This is a genomic window from Streptomyces sp. NPDC093546, from assembly GCF_044765045.1.
Classification (GTDB): Bacteria; Actinomycetota; Actinomycetes; order Streptomycetales; family Streptomycetaceae; genus Streptomyces.
Window position 1 is genome coordinate 94480 of the sequence record NZ_JBIWJG010000011.1, and the last position, 17774, is coordinate 112253.

The following is a 17774-nucleotide window of genomic DNA, read 5'->3' on the forward strand; positions in this document are numbered from 1 at the left end:
GAACGACGCAATGGAAGGGCAAAAACCGCGGTGGGCGGCCCCCTGGACAGCACGAAGGGGCCGCCCGCACCACGGATGGCGGGCGGCCCCTCGGGAGCCGGACGTACGGCCGGTCCGGCTCAGCGCTGAGCGTGCGTCAGGAGGCCTTGGCCTTCTGCGGCGGCGTCGCCGAGGAGGCCTGCGGCGCCGGCTTGGCCGCCTCGTAGAACTCCTCGCGCGGCGACTCGATCGCGCCGAGCGAGACGACCTCGCGCTTGAGGAACATCGCGAGCGTCCAGTCCGCGAAGACGCGGATCTTGCGGTTCCAGGTCGGCATGGCCATGCCGTGGTAGCCGCGGTGCATGTACCAGGCGAGACGGCCCTTGAGGCGGATCTTCATCTTGCCCATGACGATCATCGCGACGCCCTTGTGCAGGCCGAGACCGGCGACCGCACCCTTGTTGGCGTGGCTGTACTCCTTCTGCGGGAAGCCCCGCATGCCGGAGATCACGTTGTCGCCGAGGACGCGGGCCTGGCGCAGCGCGTGCTGGGCGTTCGGCGGGCACCAGGCGTTCTCGTTGCCGGCCTTGCGGCCGACGAGGTCCGGGACCTGGGCGTTGTCGCCCGCGGCCCAGATGTAGTCCGTGCCCTTGACCTGGAGCGTCACGTCGGTGTCGACGTGGCCGCGCGGGCCCAGCGGCAGGCCGTAGCGGGAGAGGACCGGGTTCGGCTTCACACCGGCGGTCCAGACGATGGTGTTGGAGTCGACCTCCAGGCCGTTCTTCAGCACCACGTGGCCGTCGACGCAGGAGTCCATGGAGGTGTTGAGGTAGATCTCCACCCCACGGCTCTCCAGGTGCTCCTTGCCGTACTGGCCGAGCTTCGGGCCGACCTCGGGGAGGATCTTGTCGGCGGCGTCCACCAGGATGAAGCGCATGTCCTCGCGCTTCACGTTCTTGTAGTACTTCGCGGCGTCGCGCGCCAGGTCCTCGACCTCGCCGATGGTCTCCGCACCGGCGAAGCCGCCGCCCACGAAGACGAAGGTCAGCGCCTTGCGGCGGACCTCCTCATCGGTCGTCGAGTCGGCCTTGTCGAGCTGCTCGAGGACGTGGTTGCGCAGGCCGATGGCCTCCTCGATGCCCTTCATGCCGATGCCCTGCTCGGCGAGGCCGGGGATCGGGAAGGTGCGGGAGACCGCGCCGAGCGCGATGACCAGGTAGTCGAACGGCAGCTCGTACGCCTCGCCGACGAGCGGCGAGACCGTGGCGACCTTGCGGTCCTGGTCGATGCTGGTGACCCGGCCGGTGAGTACCTCGGCCTTGGGCAGCACGCGTCGCAGCGGGACGACGACGTGCCGCGGCGAGATGCTGCCGGCGGCGGCTTCGGGCAGGAAGGGCTGGTAGGTCATGTACGACCGGGGGTCGACGACCGTGACGGTCGCCTCGCCGTAGCGCATCTTCTTGAGAATGCGCCGAGCTGCGTACAGGCCTACGTACCCACCGCCTACTACGAGGATCCTGGGACGCTCCGTGGTGCTCATGCCATCGAGTATCCACCCGCCGGAGGGGGGTCGCTCGTGCGCCCCTTCACAAGCTTCCGGGGGACCTCTGCTACACTCCGCCGCCCACGTGACCGAGGTCATGGCGCCGCAGGGGAACCGGGGTGTAAGCGAAGACGTTGTTCACCCCCGTTGAACTGGGACAGAGAGCACCTTGCAACGGTGGACCACACCGGAGTTCACACCTGCGAAACATAGGTGAGGTGCCCCTCGCGGGAGCGAGAAAGGGCCCCGAAGGGGCCCTCGGAGGCCCCGAAACGCCCCCACGGCCCCCCTCTGGGCCCTTTTCCTTGTGAAGAACTTCACGAACTTTCCCGACGGGCTGTCCGGAGCGACTTCCGCCCGGGTGACCGACGGCCCCGCGTCAGACCAGCGAGAGGGCGATTCCGTCCAGAATGTCGTGTTCGGAGACCACGACCTCCCGCGCCCCGACCCGGTCCATGACGGCCAGCAGCACCAGCGCCCCGGCGGCGATGACGTCCACCCGGCCCGGATGCATCACCGCGATCGCGGACCGCTCGTCGTGGGTGGAGGCGACCAGGCGACCGGTGACCTCCGCGACCTGCTCGTAGGAGATACGGGAGCGGTGGATCGCCGCCGAGTCGTACTCCTCCAGCCCCAGCGCGATCGCGGCCACCGTGGTGACCGACCCGGCCAGCCCGACCAGCGTCCCGGCCTCGCGCAGCGGAACGGTCTCCTCCGCGAGGTCGAGGGCCGCCTCCACGTCCGCCCGGATCGCCGCGACCTCCGCCTCCGAGGGCGGGTCGCTGCGCACATGACGCTCGGTCAGCCGTACGCAGCCGATGTCGACGGAGCGGGCCGCACGCGCGTGCGAGCGGCCGACCACGAACTCCGTGGAGCCGCCGCCGATGTCCACGACCAGGTACTCGCCCTCGCCGGGGCTGGTCAGCTCCTTCGTGGCCCCGGTGAAGGAGAACTCCGCCTCCTGGTCACCGGTGACGACCTCGGGCTCCACGCCCAGGATCTCCCGCACGCCCCGGACGAAGTCGTCCCGGTTCTCGGCGTCGCGCGAGGCCGAGGTGGCCACGAAACGCAGCCTCTCGGCGCCGTACTCCTTGATGACGCCGGCGTACTCGCGGCACGCGGCGAAGGTGCGCTCCAGCGCCTCCGGGGCGAGCCGGCCGGTGCGGTCGACGCCCTGGCCGAGGCGGACGATCGTCATCCGCCGGTCCAGGTCCGTGACCTGACCGGTCGTCGGGTCGACGTCGGCGACGAGCAGGCGGATCGAGTTCGTACCGCAGTCGATGGCGGCGACCCGGGTCGTCACTGCGCGTCCTCCCGGTGAGCGCCGACGCACGGGCCCTTGGCCCACCACTCCGGCAGCATCGCCAGCGCCTCGTCGCCCAGCGGGTTCACACCCGGGCCGGCCACGAGGGAGTGGGCGACGAGCACGTGGAGGCACTTCACCCGGTCCGGCATGCCGCCCGCGCTCGGGAAGCCCGCCAGGACCTCGATGGCGTCGCGGCGCGCGATGTAGTCCTCGTGCGCGGCCCGGTAGGCGGCCGCCAGCTCGGGGTCGGACTGGAGCCGGTCGGTCATCTCCTTCATGACGCCGTTCGCCTCCAGCGTGCCGATCGCGGAGTTCGCGCGCGGGCAGGTGAGGTAGTACGTCGTCGGGAACGGCGTGCCGTCCGGCAGCCGGGGCGCGGTCTCCACCACGTCGGGGTTGCCGCACGGGCAGCGGTGCGCGATGGCGCGCAGCCCGCGCGGCGGGCGGCCGAGCTGTTCCTCGAACGCCGCGACGTCCGCCTCGGTGGGCTCGGTGCGTTCGGTCTGCGGAGGGGGCGTGTCCATGCCTGCCTTGGGTTCTACTTGCGGTCGGTGCGATCGGTGCGGGTGGCGGGGTCGGTGCGGTCGGCGGTGTCCACGCCGTCCCAGAGGTTGGAGTACCAGGGGCGGTCGGCCGCGCCCTGGTCGCTGCGGCGCTGGCGCACCGCGTCGGGGTCGATGACCGTGTAGCCGGTCTCCCCCGGGCGTACGTAGTGCAGGTGCTCGCGGGCGAGGCGCCTGATGTACGCGTCGTCCTGGAGCCGCGCCTTCTCGTCGCGCAGCCGCTCGACGCGCTCGGCCGCCTCGGTCGCCAGCCGCTCCTGCTCGGCGATCTCGCTCTGCTGGGAGACCCACTGGCGCATCGGGTACGCCAGGGCCACCACCATCGAGCAGACCACGAGCGCGAGGAAGGCCGCGCGGCCGGTGAGCCGGGAGCGTTCCTGACGGCGGGTCTGGGAGCGGTACACGCGGGCGGCGGTCTGCTCCCCGAGCAGCCGCAGCCTGGTCGCGGTGGAGAACCGGTCCCGGGCCATCCTCGCTCCTCCCCTGCACCCCGTTACGTACGTACGTCCCCGGACACGGTACGGGACCGCGGCCGGGGACGTACGTAACCGGGCTACTGAGGGCCTATCGGCCTTACTCGCCCGAGAAGCGGAAGCGCGGGAAGGCGCTGCGGCCCGCGTACACCGCCGCGTCGTCGAGGATCTCCTCGATGCGCAGCAGCTGGTTGTACTTGGCGACGCGCTCGGAGCGGGCCGGGGCGCCGGTCTTGATCTGGCCGCAGTTGGTGGCGACGGCCAGGTCGGCGATGGTGACGTCCTCGGTCTCGCCGGAGCGGTGGGACATCATGCACTTGAAGCCGTTGCGCTGGGCCAGCTCGACGGCGTCGAGGGTCTCGGTCAGCGAGCCGATCTGGTTGACCTTGACGAGCAGCGCGTTGGCGGCGCCCTCCTCGATGCCGCGGGCCAGGCGCTCCGGGTTGGTGACGAACAGGTCGTCGCCGACCAGCTGCACCTTGGCGCCCAGCTTCTCGGTGATGGTCTTCCAGCCGTCCCAATCGTCCTCGAACAGCGGGTCCTCGATGGAGACCAGCGGGTACGCCTCGACGAGCTCGGCGTAGTAGTCGGTCATCTCGGCGGCCGAGCGGGACTTGCCCTCGAACTCGTACGCGCCGTCCTTGTAGAACTCGGACGCGGCGACGTCGAGCGCCAGCGCGATGTCCTTGCCCGGGGTGTAGCCGGCCTGCTTGATGGCCTCGAGGATGAGGTCGAGGGCGGCGCGGTTGGAGTCGAGGTTCGGGGCGAAGCCGCCCTCGTCGCCCAGGCCCGTGGACAGGCCCTTGTCCTTCAGGACCTTCTTCAGGGTGTGGTAGACCTCGGCGCCCCAGCGCAGGGCCTCGGAGAAGGACTCCGCGCCGATCGGCGCGATCATGAACTCCTGGATGTCCACGTTGGAGTCGGCGTGCGAGCCGCCGTTCAGGATGTTCATCATCGGAACGGGCAGCAGGTGCGCGTTCGGGCCGCCCAGGTAGCGGAAGAGCGGCAGGTCGGACGCCTCGGAGGCGGCGTGCGCGACGGCGAGGGAGACGCCGAGGATGGCGTTGGCGCCGAGCGACGACTTGTCGGGCGTGGCGTCCAGGTCGAACATCGCCTGGTCGATCAGCCGCTGCTCCGTGGCGTCGTAGCCGACGAGCTCCGGGCCGATCTGCTCGATGACGGCGAGGACGGCCTTCTCGACACCCTTGCCGAGGTAGCGGTCCTTGTCACCGTCGCGGAGCTCGAGGGCCTCGAACGCACCGGTGGAGGCACCGGACGGGACGGCAGCACGGCCGGTGCTGCCGTCGTCGAGGCCGACCTCGACCTCGACCGTGGGGTTGCCTCGGGAGTCCAGGATTTCCCGGGCTACGACGACGTCGATGGACGGCACGAGCATCTCCTTCTGGGATGTGACGCAATGTGTGACGCGAGCGGTGCAGGGTGCAGGGTCTCTTTGGCCTTGCGCCGTGCGACAAGAGCCTATCCGGCCGGGGGGCCGGGGCCAGCCGACGCCCGCCTCGTGGGACGAAAAACGACCCGAGGGCCCTGTTTACGGGGCAAAAGCCCACAATGTTTACCCGCCGGTAACCGCGAAGGCCCCGGCCCGCCGCCGCAGGGGCGACTCGGGCCGGGGCCGTCGGGGGGTCAGCTCAGGTGGAGCTGCTGGCCCGGGTAGATGAGGTCGGCGTCCTCGACGATGTCCTTGTTCAGCTCGAAGAGCTTCTGCCAGCCGCCTTCGACGTTCTCCGCCTCGGCGATGGTGCTGAGGGTGTCGCCGGCCTTCACCTTGTACTCGCCGTCGCCCTTGGCGACCTTCTTGCCGGTCGGGGTGGTGACGGTCTTCTTCGCCTCGGCCTTGGGCGCGGCCTTGGGGGCCTCCGCGGCCTTGGGCGCGGCCTTCGGCGCGGTGCGCTGCTCGCTGCGGGTGGTGGGCTGCTCGGCCGTGCGCTCGGCGGCGCCGCCGTCGTACGCGGCGTTGGACAGGCCCACGCCGCACACCGGCCACGCGCCCTTGCCCTGGCCGTCCAGGACCTTCTCGGCGATCTCTATCTGCTGCGCCTTGCTGGCCTGGTCGGCGGTGGCGGCGTACGCGGTGCCGCCGTACGCGGCCCAGGTGGAGGCCGAGAACTGCAGGCCACCGTAGTAGCCGTTACCGGTGTTGATGGACCAGTTGCCGCCGGACTCGCACTGGGCGACCTTGTCCCACTCGGCGGAGGTGGCCGCCGAGGCGGAGGTGGCGCCCATCAGCGGGGCGGCCACGGCGACGCCGGTGATGCCGGCGAACGCGGCGAAACGGACCGCCTTGGAGGGGCGACGGTGCTTGGCCTTGCCGGAAACCTTGCTGGAAAACAGCATGGAGATTCTCCTCACCGACGCCTGCGAGGTGAGCTGTCGGGTTAGGGCTGATGAGCTGCCCCGCCGCGCGACTCGCGCGGCCTCACCCCAAGCCGGCTCACGGACCGTCCTTCGACGGCCGGGGGTCGGCACCTACCTTGGGTCCCCCGCTCCTGCCTTCGGCGCATGACGCGACGACTGTTCCCTTGCGTCCGGCGGCAGGATTCGGCGTACCGGTCGAAGGGGCCCGCGATGGCGAGCGATAAAGACCGTAATCACAGAGCCCGGTGAAGTTCAAAGACGGACATCCGGGTCAATCCGCCCCTACCGCCCTGCGCTTGACGGACGTTTGCGCAGGTGAGGGGCGGATCGGACACATCGTGCGTTCGTGAGGCGCCAGTTGGCACAAAGAGACCCATGTCTCACTGGCGCAGATCCGGACATAGGGGCACCAATACCCCCCGCCAACTAGCGCTGCGCGGGGGCCAGATCGAGGCTTTGGCCGGGGAGGATGAGGTCCGGATCGGCGCCCACGGTCTGGCGGTTGGCGTCGTAGAGGGCGGTCCAGCCGCCTTCGAGGTCCTTCGCCGCGGCGATGGCGGAGAGGCTGTCGCCGGGACGGACGGTGTAGGTGCCCGGCTGGGCGTCCGCCAGGTCGCGTGTCGCGCCGTCACCTCGGGAGGTGCGGCCGTCCGTTTCGCGCCCACTGACCGAATTGTCGGTACTCGTAGGGTTCCCGGCTTCCGGCGCGGCCGGATCGGTCGCCGTCGGGTCCGTCGCCGCCGGGGACTCCGCGGAGGGCTCCGCCGGGTCGGGCGCGCCGCGGTGCTTGCCCTTGCCGGGGACGGGCGGGGCGGCCGGGGCCGCCGTCTCCGGTGCGGCTCCCGGCGTGGTGGGAGCGGCAGGCTCGGCCGGCTCGGTCGGCAGGAGGCTCTCGACCGGGTCGGCGGGGGCCACCGGCTCGGTGGGCTCCACCGGCTGGCCGGCGTCGGCCGGAGCGGACGCGTCGGGAGCGGCGTCCGGGGTGGCCTCGGGCGTCGCGGTGCCGGAGGACGCGCCGGGCGTGGCACCGGGCTCGGCGTCCGGCTTCGCGCCGGTGGCGCCGCCCAGGCCCACGATGGGGGCGCAGGTCTCCCAGGCCTTGACGCCCGTCGCGGCGTAGACCTGCTCCGCGACGGCTATCTGCTGCGCGCGGCTGGCGAGGTCGGGGCGCAGGGCGTACTGCTTGCCGCCGTACGCGTCCCAGGTCTCCTGCGAGAGCTGGAGTCCGCCGTAGAAGCCGTTGCCCATGTCGGCGCTCCACGCGCCGCCGGACTCGCACTCGGCGACCCGGTCCCACGTGTGGGCGTCGACGGCCGACGCGGAGCCGGCGCCGAGCAGCGGAAGGGCGATGGCGGATCCGGTCACCCCTGCCGCGACAACGATGGCGGGGGCCTGACGGGGTCGACGGTGCCTGCCGTTCCCGGAGCGCATGCGGTGTGCCTTTCGCGTGACTGCTGAGGTGACGGTGAACGTAGCGGCATTCGAACGCTAGTCACAAGTCGATGCAGGGGAGATTACGCGAAGATCACATTACTGACGGATCGTCATGCTCGGTGGCCCGCTGGAACCCTCCCCAAAGGGGGTGAACTCAACCGGGAGCGTGCGCAGTCCACGCATAATGAGCCCCCCGCGCCACCGCAAATCCGCAGGATCCACCGCGAGTCGGAGGTCCGGCAACCGGGTCAGCAGCGTCGCCAGCGCGGTCTGCCCTTCGAGGCGGGCGAGCGGCGCGCCGAGGCAGTAGTGGATGCCGTGCCCGTACCCCAGGTGCTGGTTGTCGCGCCGCGCCAGGTCCAGGGTGTCGGGCTCCACGAACCGCTCCGGGTCCCGGTCGGCGGCCGCGAGCACCACCAGCACCGGATCGCCCGCCGCGATGCGCTCCCCGCCGATGGTGAGCTCCTCCGTGGCGAACCGCCACGTGGCGAGCTCCACGGGCCCGTCGTACCGCAGCAGTTCCTCGACCCCGGTCTCCAGCAGCCCGTGCTCACCGGCGGCGAGGGACTCCTGGAGCCTGGCGCGCTCGCCGGGGTTGCGCAGCAGGGCGTACACGCCGTTGCCGATGAGGTTGACCGTGGTCTCGAACCCGGCGAAGAGGAGGATGAAGGCCATCGCCGCGGCTTCGTTCTCGGTGAGGTGCTCGCCGTGGTCGCTCGCCCGGATCAGCCCGGAGATGAGGTCGTCCCCGAGGTCCTCGCGCTTGCGGTGGATCAGCTCGGCCAGATAGCCCCGCATCTTCTTCACCGACCGCGCGACCCCGCCGCGCGGCCCGCCGCCGTGCCGGATCATCATCCCGGCCCAGTCCCGGAAGTCGTCCTGGTCCTCGGGCGGGACGCCGAGCATGTCGCAAATCGCGTAAATGGGGAGCGGGAACGCGAACTCGTGAATGAGGTCGGCGCTCCCTTTTGTAGCGAAGTTGTCGATCAACCGGTCCGTCAGCTCCTGCACCCGCGGCGCGAACTCCGCCACCCGGCGCGGCGTGAACGCCTTCGAGACGAGCCTGCGCAGCCGCGTGTGGTCCGGCGGGTCGATGTTGAGCAGGTGCGTCATCAGCTCCGCCTTCCGCTCCCCCGGAATGCCGGTCTTGCCCTTGGCGTGCGCGGGCTCGTCATGATGCGCCGGGTTCTTGCTGAGCCGCTGATCGGCGAGCGCCTGCCGCGCGTCCGCGTACCGGGTGACGAGCCACGCCTCGACCCCGCTGGGCAGCTTGGTGCGGTGCACGGGGGCGTGCTCGCGGAGCCAGGCGTAGGCGGGGTACGGGTCGGTGGCGAACTCCCAGGTGAAGAGCTCGGGGGCAGGGTTCGCGTGGTTCGGGGCGTTCACCCCTCGACGGTATCCGCCCCGTCCGCCTCGGCGGCGAGGGCCTTCTTGGCCACGGGGTGACCGGCTTCGGCGGCTTTACGCATCCATGCGCGTGCCTCGTCCAGCTTGCCCTCCTTGGCGCGGAGCCACGCGAGGCGGAAGGCACCGTAGGAGTCGCCGAGAGTTAAGCCGTGCAGGTACCAGAAGCCGGCGTCGCGCGTGTGGCCGCGCTCTTCGAGGAGCACGCCGAGATGGACGGCGTCCAGTCCGTGGTCAGCGGCACGGCTCCGGAGGTACTCCTCCGCGACGCGCTCGGATCGCCCCCCGCCTTCAAGCATCGCCAGTCTCTGGGTGTCCCCGGCGTCGACAGCCCGGCGGAAGAGGAGCCTGGCGAGGAGTTCCTCACCCCGGTAGCGGTGCAGGACGCCGAGGCGGCCGGCGACTCCCTCGTCGCCCCGGTCGAGCGCCGCCAGGTAGAGGTTGAAGGCCTTGTCGTCCTCGCCCATGCCCACGTACAGGTCAGCGAGCCGGTGCGCCGCCTCGGGATCCTCGGCATCCGCCGCGACTCCCAGCCAGTGCATCGCCCGGTCGCTCAGCAGCTTCCCCAACTCCAGCGCCGCCTTCGCGTCGCCCGCCCCGGCGGCGGTCTCCAGGTACGGCTCCGCCTCCCGCGTCTCGCCGCGTTCGGCGAGCCGCCTACCCAGCTCGCTGCAAGCGCCCTTGTGCCCCGCGTCGGCGGCCTTCCGGAACCATGTCTCATCGTCGTCGAGCCGCGCGAGGCGGTACATGGCCTCCGTGTCCCCCACTTCCGCCCTCTCCCGGTAGTGGACGCTTGCGAACGGCCCCACGGCCTCGGGGTCGTACGCGAGGGCGGCTTCCCAGACCGCGTCTGGTGTCAGGGGAACGGCATCCGTGTTCAGCACGTTCACGTGGAGCGCACCGTACGCACGCCAACTGCCCTCCGCCTCCTCCACGAGCAGGCCCGTGACTCCGAGCCGGGGCCGGGCCGCCCAGGCGAGAGCGTCCTCGAAGGACTCGCCGGAGGCGGCATCGGCGTCGTACAACTCGTGCACCTCACGCAGCAGCTCCACCGGTAGCGGTCCCCTGATCCCGCAACGGTCCAAGTCGATGGCAGCCCTGACCAGCCGGTGGCCACGCGGGTGGTTGGCCGGACGCTGAGCGCGCTGCCACTCTGCCCACAAATCGGGGCCGAGACCCAGGTACTGCGTCACGCCGGTCCGGCCTCGTCGCTCGAATGCGAACCAGTGGCCCGGGTCGTCGCTCTCCCACAGCCGCGTGAGCTCCGCCTCACTCCACTCCAGGCCCAGCTCCACCGTCCGCGCCCGGCTCAGCACCCGTGCGTACGCCGACGAGCCGAAGCGGTTCTTGTCGTACGCCTCGTCGGACATCGTCGCGACCACTGGCACGCCGAGGCTCATGAGCCGGGCCAGCAGGCCCGCGTCGAGGCCCCGCTCGTGGAGGTGCTTCTCCAGCTCGTCGAGCCACAGCACCCAGGGGCCACCGGTATGCCGGGCCAGCACCCGCAGGTCGGCGCCCGGCGGTGGGACGCACACCTGGTGGTCCGGCAGTGCGCGGACCATCGCCGCCCACGCGGTCGTGGTCTTGCCGGACAGGGGCTCGCCGGTCACGACGACCAGCCCGCTCAGCTCCGCCAACTCGGCGTCGCGGTCGCGCTCGACATAGGTGCCTTCGTGCCGCGCGCCCAGCGCCACGGGGTCCGTCTCGCGGACCGGCAGCCAGAGGAACGGGTCCGGCGGCGCGGCCGCACCGACGTGGACCGTGCCGATCGAGCCGGACTGGACGATGGCCGACGCCGTACCGCCCGACACCTCATTGCGTACGACGGGCACCTCAGCTGCCCGCGACTCCTCGTCCATTCCCCCGCCCCATCCGTCCCGTGAGGGAACGCTACCGGCGCTCCGCCGCCCGGATCGCGTCCCGGTACGCCCGCCCCGCCGCCCGCAGCGCCGCCTCCGGGTCGATGCCGTCTGCCTCGGCGCGGACCGCGAGGGCGAGGAGTTCGTAGCCGATGCCCTCACCCGAGGGCAGAGGGACGTCGAGTCCGGCGTTGCGGACCCGGCTCGCGAGCTTGGCGGCGAGGGCGAGGCCCGGCTGGCCGAGGGGGACGCCGTCGGTCACGGACTCGCGCTGCTTCTCGATCGCCTTCGTACGGAGCCAGTGCTCCTTGACCTCCTCCGGCGTCTCGGCGCGCTCCTCGCCGAAGACGTGGGGGTGGCGGTGGATGAGCTTGTCGACGATGGTGCCCGCGACGTCGTCGATCGAGAACGGCTCCTCGTCGTGCTCCTGCGCGATCCGGGCGTGGAAGACGACCTGGAGGAGGACGTCCCCGAGCTCCTCGCGCAGCTCGTCGCGGTCGCCGTCCTCGATGGCCTCCACGAGTTCGTACGCCTCCTCGATGCCGTACTTGGCGAGGCCCTCGTGGGTCTGCCGGGACGACCAGGGGCACTCGCGCCGGATGCGGTCCATGACCTCGACCAGGTCCAGCAGCCTGGCTCCCGGCAGGTCGTACGAGCCGGGGAGGAGCTCCAGGTCCGGCATGGCCACGCGGCCGGAGCCGGCCAGGCGGGCCAGCCCGTCCGTGAGGGCGCTGTCGCCCTCGCCGGACGGGAGGACCACGATCGTGCGGCCGCCTGCGCAGGCGTCGACGAGCTCCTGCGCGGTGGGCGCAGCGGTCTCGACGGCGACGCCCGCCTCGCGCAGGTACGGCAGCTGGGGGTGGTCCGCGTCGGCGCACAGCACCCGGTCGGCGGCGTGCAGCGTCTGCCACGCGGGCCAGGACAGCAGCCCGGGCGCGACGCGGTGGCTGGCGGTGAGCAGGACGATACGGCCGGGGGTGTCAGCGTTCACCCCACGAACCTACATCTGCCGCTGGTCGCCGAGCTCCCGGATCCAGGGGGCCCGGTACTCGCCCAGTTGGATCTTGTCGTTGTCCCAGGCGCCGTACCGGGGGTTCACCTCGATGTCGAGCGCCTTGGAGGCGGCGGCGAAGACCTCCGTGAGCTTCTGCTGCCCCTCGGGCGTATTGGTGGCCCCGAGCTTCTCGGCGATCTTGTTCATGAGGACGTTGCGGCGGACGACGTCGTCGATCTCGTCGGGCGCCACGCCCTGCTGCTGGAGCAGCATCGCCGCCAGCTGCTCCTCGCCACCGGTCTGCCGGGCCGCCGAGCGCCGGGTCTCCTGGAGCTCCTTGCGGCTGGCGGTGATCCCGTGGTCGGTGGCGACCTTCTCCACCACCCGATCGAAGATCATCCCGTTGAGCTTCTCGCGGTTGAGGTCCCCGGTCGCCTTGATCAGCTCCGCGGCCTGCGGAGACGCCTCCTGCGCACTGCGCACGTCCCTGACCTGCGCCTGGAGTGCGGCGACCTCGATCCGCTGCCCGTCGATGACGGCCGCGGCCCCTGGGTGCGCCTCGCTCCCGCAGGCGGTGAGCAGCGGCCCTGCGACCAGCAGGGCGGCGGATACGGAGAGCGCGCGTCGATGCAGGCGGTGCAAAGGAGCCTCCCGGCGTGGGTCAGTTCAGCAGGTGGGACGCGAAGCGTCTCGTTGAGGGGTGGTGGTCGGGTGACGGGTGGGCGGAACGACCTTGCGGTGATCGATGGTAGGCAGTGGACGTGGTCTGGGCCACTACTTCGGCACCACTGCCGTGGCCGATTCGGTCGTCGCCGGCTCTTCCGGCCGCTTCGGACAACGATTCACCGGCCCACCGGTCGCGCAAAAGGGATACGCGGGAGAACGGGCGTGGCCCGGCCGGAATCTCCGGCGGGCCGATGGAGCACACGGCGCAGGTCGACCGGACGGACCGGACCGGCGGCGACCACGTGGCACCGCCCGGCCCGGATGTCACCGACTGCGCACGCTACTTGCAGAACTTGTCCGCGGCGAGCTTCGCACCCGCGTTGTAGCCCTTCTCGTAGTTCGGATCCAGGGCCGTGAGGTTCTTCGGAGTCTTGGCGTTGCAGTTCTTCTTGATGGCGTTGAAGCCGTCGGTGTGACCCTTGCGGTACTGCTCCTTCGCCTTGTTTTCCTTCTTCTTCTTGTCGTCCTTCTTCTTCTTGTCCTCCTTCTTCTTGTCCTCCTTCTTCTCGTCCGGCACGTTGGCCTTCGCGCACGTCACCTTGGCGAATTTGGACGTCACGGTGTAGGTGTCGTTGGGCAGTCCGGTGAACTCGAACCCGCCACCCGGCAGCGTGGTGGTGGTGCCCACCACGGCGCCCTTGGAGTTGGTGGCCGTCACCTTCTCGTTGTCCGGGAAGCCGCTCCCCGAGACGCCGAACGTCTTGCCCGCTCCCTTGGTCACCTGGCAGGTGATGGCCGGTGCCGCGGACGCCTCCGCGGCCAGGGCGCCGACGCCCACGCTTCCGGTGAGGAAGCATGCCGCTGTCGCCACCGAAATGATCCTTCTCTTCATCGCTTGTCTCCCATCGCGCGCACGCAGCCGGGACTACCGGCATGTGGCCTTGGAGCATGTGTCTGCTGATGTGAGACGGCCGGAGGGGGTGCGGGCCGGCCGGGCCCGGCCCGGTCCCGTCGCCCGCGGCCGTGGAGCACCGCGCTTCGGGTGCGGCACCGCCCTCTGGCCGCGTCGCCGGGCGACTGCGCGGTGCGCGGCCCACTGATGTGCACGAGGGTTACCGGTGCGAGTTGTCCTCTTCAGGATCTCGCTCATACCTCGCCATGTCGAGCGCAGGACACAGCCTCGGCCGGCCCCGCCGGAGGAGCGCTCGGCGGCTCGGGCCGCAGCATGATCGTCCGCGAGACGACGAAGGTGATCGGGATCGCCGCCGCGGCCGCCACCAGGGGCGCGTACCGGCTGGAGAAGCCCGCCACGTCGACCAGGAGCCAGACGCCGGTCGTCGTGATGACGAAGTTGGCGGCGTTGGTGAGCGGGAACAGCAGGAACTTCCGCCAGGTCGGTCGGGTGCGGTAGGTGAAGTGGCAGTTCAGGAAGAAGGAGCCGGTCATGGAGAGGAGGAAGGCGACGACGTGCGCGGCCACGTAGGGCAGGCTCAGGGACAGGAACAGCAGGTAGAAGCCGTAGTACGTGGCGGTGTTCACCACGCCCACGAGCGCGAACCTGACGATCTGGCCCCTGATCCTGCCCATCCGGCCCTGGACGGTCATCGGCGTACGAGCTCCCCTGGCTGGTCTGGACGGTGCGGCCGCCGGGGTGGCGGCGCGGCGGTGTTCGACGCCTTCACCAGGAAGTGCGGGCGGCGTTTCACCTCGTAGTAGATACGCCCCACATACTCCCCGACGACCCCCAGCATCACCATCTGGACCCCCGCGAGCGCCGTCACCGTGACCAGGAGGGTGACGTAGCCGGGGGTGTCGACGCCGTTCACGAGGGCCGCGCCGACGATCCAGGCGGCGTACACGGCGGCGACGGAGACGAGCAGCAGGCCGAGGTGGAGCGCGGCGCGCAGGGGGCGGTCGTTGAAGGAGAGCAGACCGTCGAGGCCGTAGTTGAGGAGCTTGCGGAAGGTCCACTTCGAGCGGCCCCGCTCGCGCGCCGCGTTCTCGTACGCGAGCGTCGTCGTGCGGAAGCCGACCCAGGCGAAGAGGCCCTTGGAGAAGCGGTTGTACTCGGTGAGCTCCAGGACCGCGTCGACGGTGCGGCGCGACAGGAGGCGGAAGTCGCCGACGCCGTCGACCAGCTCGACGTCGACGAGGCGGTTGATCAGCCGGTAGTAGGCGCGGGCGGCGAGGGTGCGGGTGACGCGGTCGCCCGTGCGGGTGCGGCGGCAGACGACCTGGTCGAAGCCCTCGCCGTGCAGCTCCAGCATGCGGCGCAGCAGCTCGGGCGGGTGCTGGAGGTCGGCGTCCATGAGGACGACGGCGTCCCCGGTCGCGTGGCGCAGGCCGGCCAGCATGGCGGCCTCCTTGCCGAAGTTCCGGCTGAAGGAGACGTAGTGCGTACGGGAGCGGGGGTCGCGGGCCGCCATCTCCTCCAGCAGCGGGAGCGTACGGTCGTGGCTTCCGTCGTCGACGTAGACCAGCTCGAAGTCCGTCCCGGTTTCCGCTGCGAGGCGTTCGAGTTCCGTGGTCACGCGGGCGTGGAAGCGGCCGATGATCTCCTCTTCGTTGAAGCACGGCACGACAATCGAGATCAGCACGGAAGTACGACAACGGACGCGCGTGTCACCGGCGGGCGACGCACATGGCGGTCCGGCGACCATTGAATGAACTGGCGTACGAGGCCCGCTTTTCGGGGGCGGAGCGCTGGCATATTCGGCGCCATCATGCAGGCCATCATGCGGAGAGACGCCTCCGCCTTCCGGGCGAGTGTGCTCGCCGGGCTGCTCACCGCGCTCGCGGTCTGCGCCGGTGACGCCGTCGCCCGTACGTTCCCCTTCGGGCCGCGTACGCGCGCCGTCAACGACCTCGGCAACCAGTTCGTACCGTTCCACGCCCACCTGTGGGACCTGCTCCACGGGCGGGCGGACGGCGGGCTGCTGCTGAACTGGCAGTCCGGGTACGGCACCGCCTTCCTGCCGGACCTCGGCACCTATCTGTCGAGCCCCTTCGCGCCGCTCGTCGGGCTCTTCCCGCGCGACGAGATCGACCTCGCGGTGTACGTGATCACGGTCCTGAAGACGGCGGTCGCCGCGGGCGCCATGGCCGTCCTGCTGCGCGCGCGGCGCGCCCCCGGCCCCGCCTGTGGCCCCTGGTGGGGCGCGGCGATGCTCGGCGCGTCGTACGGGCTGTGCGGCTGGGCCGTCGTCGAGGCGTCGTACAACCCGATGTGGCTGGACGGGCTGATCGGCTTCCCGCTGCTGTGCCTGGTGGGCGAGTGGGTCCGTACGGGTCGGCGCCCGCTGCTGGGCCCGGCGGTGGTGGCGATGGTGTGGGTGGCGAACTTCTACACCGCGTACATGGCCACGCTCGGCGCCGCGCTGGTCCTGCTCGCGCGCGGGGCGGGTGGGTGGCGAGTGCTCGGCCGGGCGGCCGGGACCGTGCTGCTCGGGATCGGGCTGGCGGCGCCGGTGCTGGTGCCGGTGTTCCTGGGGTCGCGGCACGCGTATCCGGGGTGGACGCGGGAGTTCCGGGCGGCCGGGTGGGCGGAGGTGGCGGCGCGGACGCTCCCGGCGACGTACGGCTTCTTCACCCCGGCCCTCTTCGTCGGGACGGGCGCGCTGCTGCTCGCGGCGGCCCTGCCGTTCCACCGCAAGGTGCCGGTGCGGGAACGGTGGGCGTTCTCCGGGCTGGTGGCCGGGGTCCTGCTGTCCTCGCAGTGGGAGCCCACGCACCTGGTGTGGCACGTCTTCGCCACACCCAACGGCAGTCCGTACCGCCAGACGTTCGTGTTCGCCGGGGTGGTCGTCATCGCGGCGTGGACGGCCGTGTCGTACGGCTGGCCCGGGCGGCGGGCGCTGCTGGGCGGGACGGCGGTGCTGGGCGTGGTGGCGGTGGGCGCGGCGTTCGGGGGCCTGGCGACGGTGTGGTCGTACGCGCTGTTCGCGGGCGGGCTGGCGGCCTCGGTGGGCGCGGTGGCCGTCGTACGCCGCCAGCCTCGGCGCGCGGTCGTCGGCGCCGGGCTGCTGGCGGGCGCGCTGGCCGTGCAGGCGGCGGCCACCACGGCGTACGCCGACCGGGAGCGGCCGGCCCGGCTGGACGACTACCCGGCGTGGGGCGCGGAGCACGCGGCCCGGGCGGCGGCGGTGGCCGGTGGGGACGGGTGGCCGCGGTACCGCACCGACCCCGGGCGGCCGCAGCTGACCGGTAACGATCCGCTGCTGGTCGGCGGGCAGGGCTCCGCGTACTACAGCAGCCACACGCCCGCCGTGCTGACGCGCACGCTGGCGGCGCTCGGCGGCGGCTGGACGTCGAACGGGCGGAGCGTGCAGTCCCTGGACAACCCGGTGACGGACGCGCTGTTCGGGGTGGGCGCGCGGTGGCGTGATGCCGCCGTGCCGCGGACGACGGACGTTCTGCCGCTGGTGACGGTCCGGGCGCGGACCGGGGAACTCCGGTACGGGGAATCGCCGTTCCGCAACCAGGAACTGTTGCTCGGGTCACGCGTCTACGACCTCCCCGCGGACGGCGCGTGTCCGGTCGGCAGCGACGTCTTCGTGTGGGCGCCCGACTTCACCGGGACGGCGCGGCTCGGCACCGCGGGCGGCGGCCCGTCCGTCGAGCTGCGCGGCGGCCTGCCCAAGCGGCGCGCGGCGATGGCGCCGCTCGGTACGCAGCGCACGGCGGGCGCGCGGGTGGTGCTGGAGGGCCGTGGCACCGTCCCGCCGTCCGGGAGCGTCGGGTGCCTGGACCGGGCGCGGCTGGCGGACGCCGTGGCGCGGCTGCGGGCGACCGCGGCGGTGGCGGTCGACGTTACGCCCGACGGCGTGCGCGCGCAGCTGCCGCCGGGCGCCCGCGCCGGTACGGCGGTCCTGGCGGCACCGCGCATCGCGGGCTGGCGGTGCGGAGGCCGCCCGGCGGACTCGTACCTGGGCCTGGTCGCCGTACGGGTGAGGGCGGGTCAGACGTCCGTGAGCTGTGCCTTCCGGCCACCCGGCCTGCGGGCGGGGGCGGCGGGCGGCTCGCTCGCGGCGGCGGTGTGGGCGGGCTGGGCGCTCGTACGCCTGCGGGAACGCGTACGGCTGCGGCGGCGCGGCCGCGTGGCGTCGGCTGCGCGCCACCAAGACTTCACCGGAGCAGCACCGTCCCGTGGCCCGCGCGGGGGCGGTGCGGCGTAGCTT

Annotated in this window: 15 protein-coding genes and 1 riboswitch; of the genes, 1 reads left to right on the top strand and 14 read right to left on the bottom strand. The window is 71.7% G+C overall.

Features of this window, described 5'->3' with window-relative positions; all coding sequences use genetic code 11:
• Window positions 1–136 precede the first annotated feature (136 nt).
• The 14 genes from ACIRNI_RS23355 to ACIRNI_RS23420 form a co-directional block, all read right to left on the bottom strand.
• Window positions 137–1519 carry an NAD(P)/FAD-dependent oxidoreductase gene (locus ACIRNI_RS23355; RefSeq protein WP_403553923.1) on the bottom strand — a complete coding sequence of 461 codons (1383 nt, stop codon included), beginning with the start codon at window positions 1517–1519 and terminating at the stop codon, window positions 137–139.
• Between the two features lie 382 nt (window positions 1520–1901).
• Window positions 1902–2825: an exopolyphosphatase gene (locus tag ACIRNI_RS23360; protein ID WP_403553925.1), complete on the bottom strand. Its 924-nt coding sequence runs from the start codon at window positions 2823–2825 to the stop codon at window positions 1902–1904.
• A complete protein-coding gene (locus tag ACIRNI_RS23365) occupies window positions 2822–3352 on the bottom strand; it encodes a DUF501 domain-containing protein (protein ID WP_403553927.1) in 531 nt (176 codons plus the stop codon). The genes ACIRNI_RS23360 and ACIRNI_RS23365 overlap by 4 nt, the downstream gene beginning before the upstream one ends.
• A gap of 14 nt (window positions 3353–3366) precedes the next feature.
• Window positions 3367–3861, bottom strand: a complete 495-nt coding sequence (locus tag ACIRNI_RS23370; protein ID WP_403553929.1) for a septum formation initiator family protein — start codon at window positions 3859–3861, stop codon at window positions 3367–3369.
• A gap of 103 nt (window positions 3862–3964) precedes the next feature.
• Window positions 3965–5254, bottom strand: coding sequence for a phosphopyruvate hydratase (eno, locus tag ACIRNI_RS23375; RefSeq protein WP_355361930.1), 1290 nt, complete (start codon window positions 5252–5254; stop codon window positions 3965–3967).
• 254 nt (window positions 5255–5508) lie between these two features.
• Window positions 5509–6219 (bottom strand): transglycosylase family protein, encoded by a 711-nt coding sequence (locus ACIRNI_RS23380; RefSeq protein ID WP_356645331.1) that lies wholly within the window; start codon window positions 6217–6219, stop codon window positions 5509–5511.
• A gap of 3 nt (window positions 6220–6222) precedes the next feature.
• Window positions 6223–6393, bottom strand: a riboswitch (cyclic di-AMP (ydaO/yuaA leader).
• 273 nt (window positions 6394–6666) lie between these two features.
• On the bottom strand, window positions 6667–7605 hold the full coding sequence (locus tag ACIRNI_RS23385; protein ID WP_403553931.1) for a transglycosylase family protein: 939 nt from the start codon (window positions 7603–7605) through the stop codon (window positions 6667–6669).
• 165 nt (window positions 7606–7770) lie between these two features.
• Entirely contained in the window at window positions 7771–9060 is a 1290-nt protein-coding gene (locus ACIRNI_RS23390) for a cytochrome P450 (protein WP_403553933.1), read from the bottom strand.
• Complete coding sequence (locus tag ACIRNI_RS23395) at window positions 9057–10937, bottom strand: hypothetical protein (protein WP_403553935.1); 1881 nt, start codon at window positions 10935–10937, stop codon at window positions 9057–9059. Before ACIRNI_RS23395 ends, ACIRNI_RS23390 begins: the two co-directional genes overlap by 4 nt.
• 31 nt (window positions 10938–10968) lie before the next feature.
• Window positions 10969–11928 (bottom strand): nucleoside triphosphate pyrophosphohydrolase, encoded by a 960-nt coding sequence (locus ACIRNI_RS23400; RefSeq protein WP_403553936.1) that lies wholly within the window; start codon window positions 11926–11928, stop codon window positions 10969–10971.
• A gap of 9 nt (window positions 11929–11937) precedes the next feature.
• Window positions 11938–12573: a SurA N-terminal domain-containing protein gene (locus tag ACIRNI_RS23405; protein ID WP_403553938.1), complete on the bottom strand. Its 636-nt coding sequence runs from the start codon at window positions 12571–12573 to the stop codon at window positions 11938–11940.
• A gap of 364 nt (window positions 12574–12937) precedes the next feature.
• Window positions 12938–13468, bottom strand: a complete 531-nt coding sequence (locus ACIRNI_RS23410) for a hypothetical protein (protein ID WP_403553940.1) — start codon at window positions 13466–13468, stop codon at window positions 12938–12940.
• Between the two features lie 275 nt (window positions 13469–13743).
• The gene (locus tag ACIRNI_RS23415) at window positions 13744–14202 is read right to left on the bottom strand and encodes a GtrA family protein (RefSeq protein WP_403553941.1); all 459 of its coding nucleotides are present in this window, start codon (window positions 14200–14202) and stop codon (window positions 13744–13746) included.
• Window positions 14199–15194 (bottom strand): glycosyltransferase family 2 protein, encoded by a 996-nt coding sequence (locus ACIRNI_RS23420; protein WP_403553943.1) that lies wholly within the window; start codon window positions 15192–15194, stop codon window positions 14199–14201. Before ACIRNI_RS23420 ends, ACIRNI_RS23415 begins: the two co-directional genes overlap by 4 nt.
• Before the next feature lie 138 nt (window positions 15195–15332).
• Between ACIRNI_RS23420 and ACIRNI_RS23425 the strand changes: the two genes are divergently transcribed.
• Window positions 15333–17771, top strand: coding sequence for a YfhO family protein (locus ACIRNI_RS23425; RefSeq protein WP_403553944.1), 2439 nt, complete (start codon window positions 15333–15335; stop codon window positions 17769–17771).
• Window positions 17772–17774: the final 3 nt, after the last annotated feature.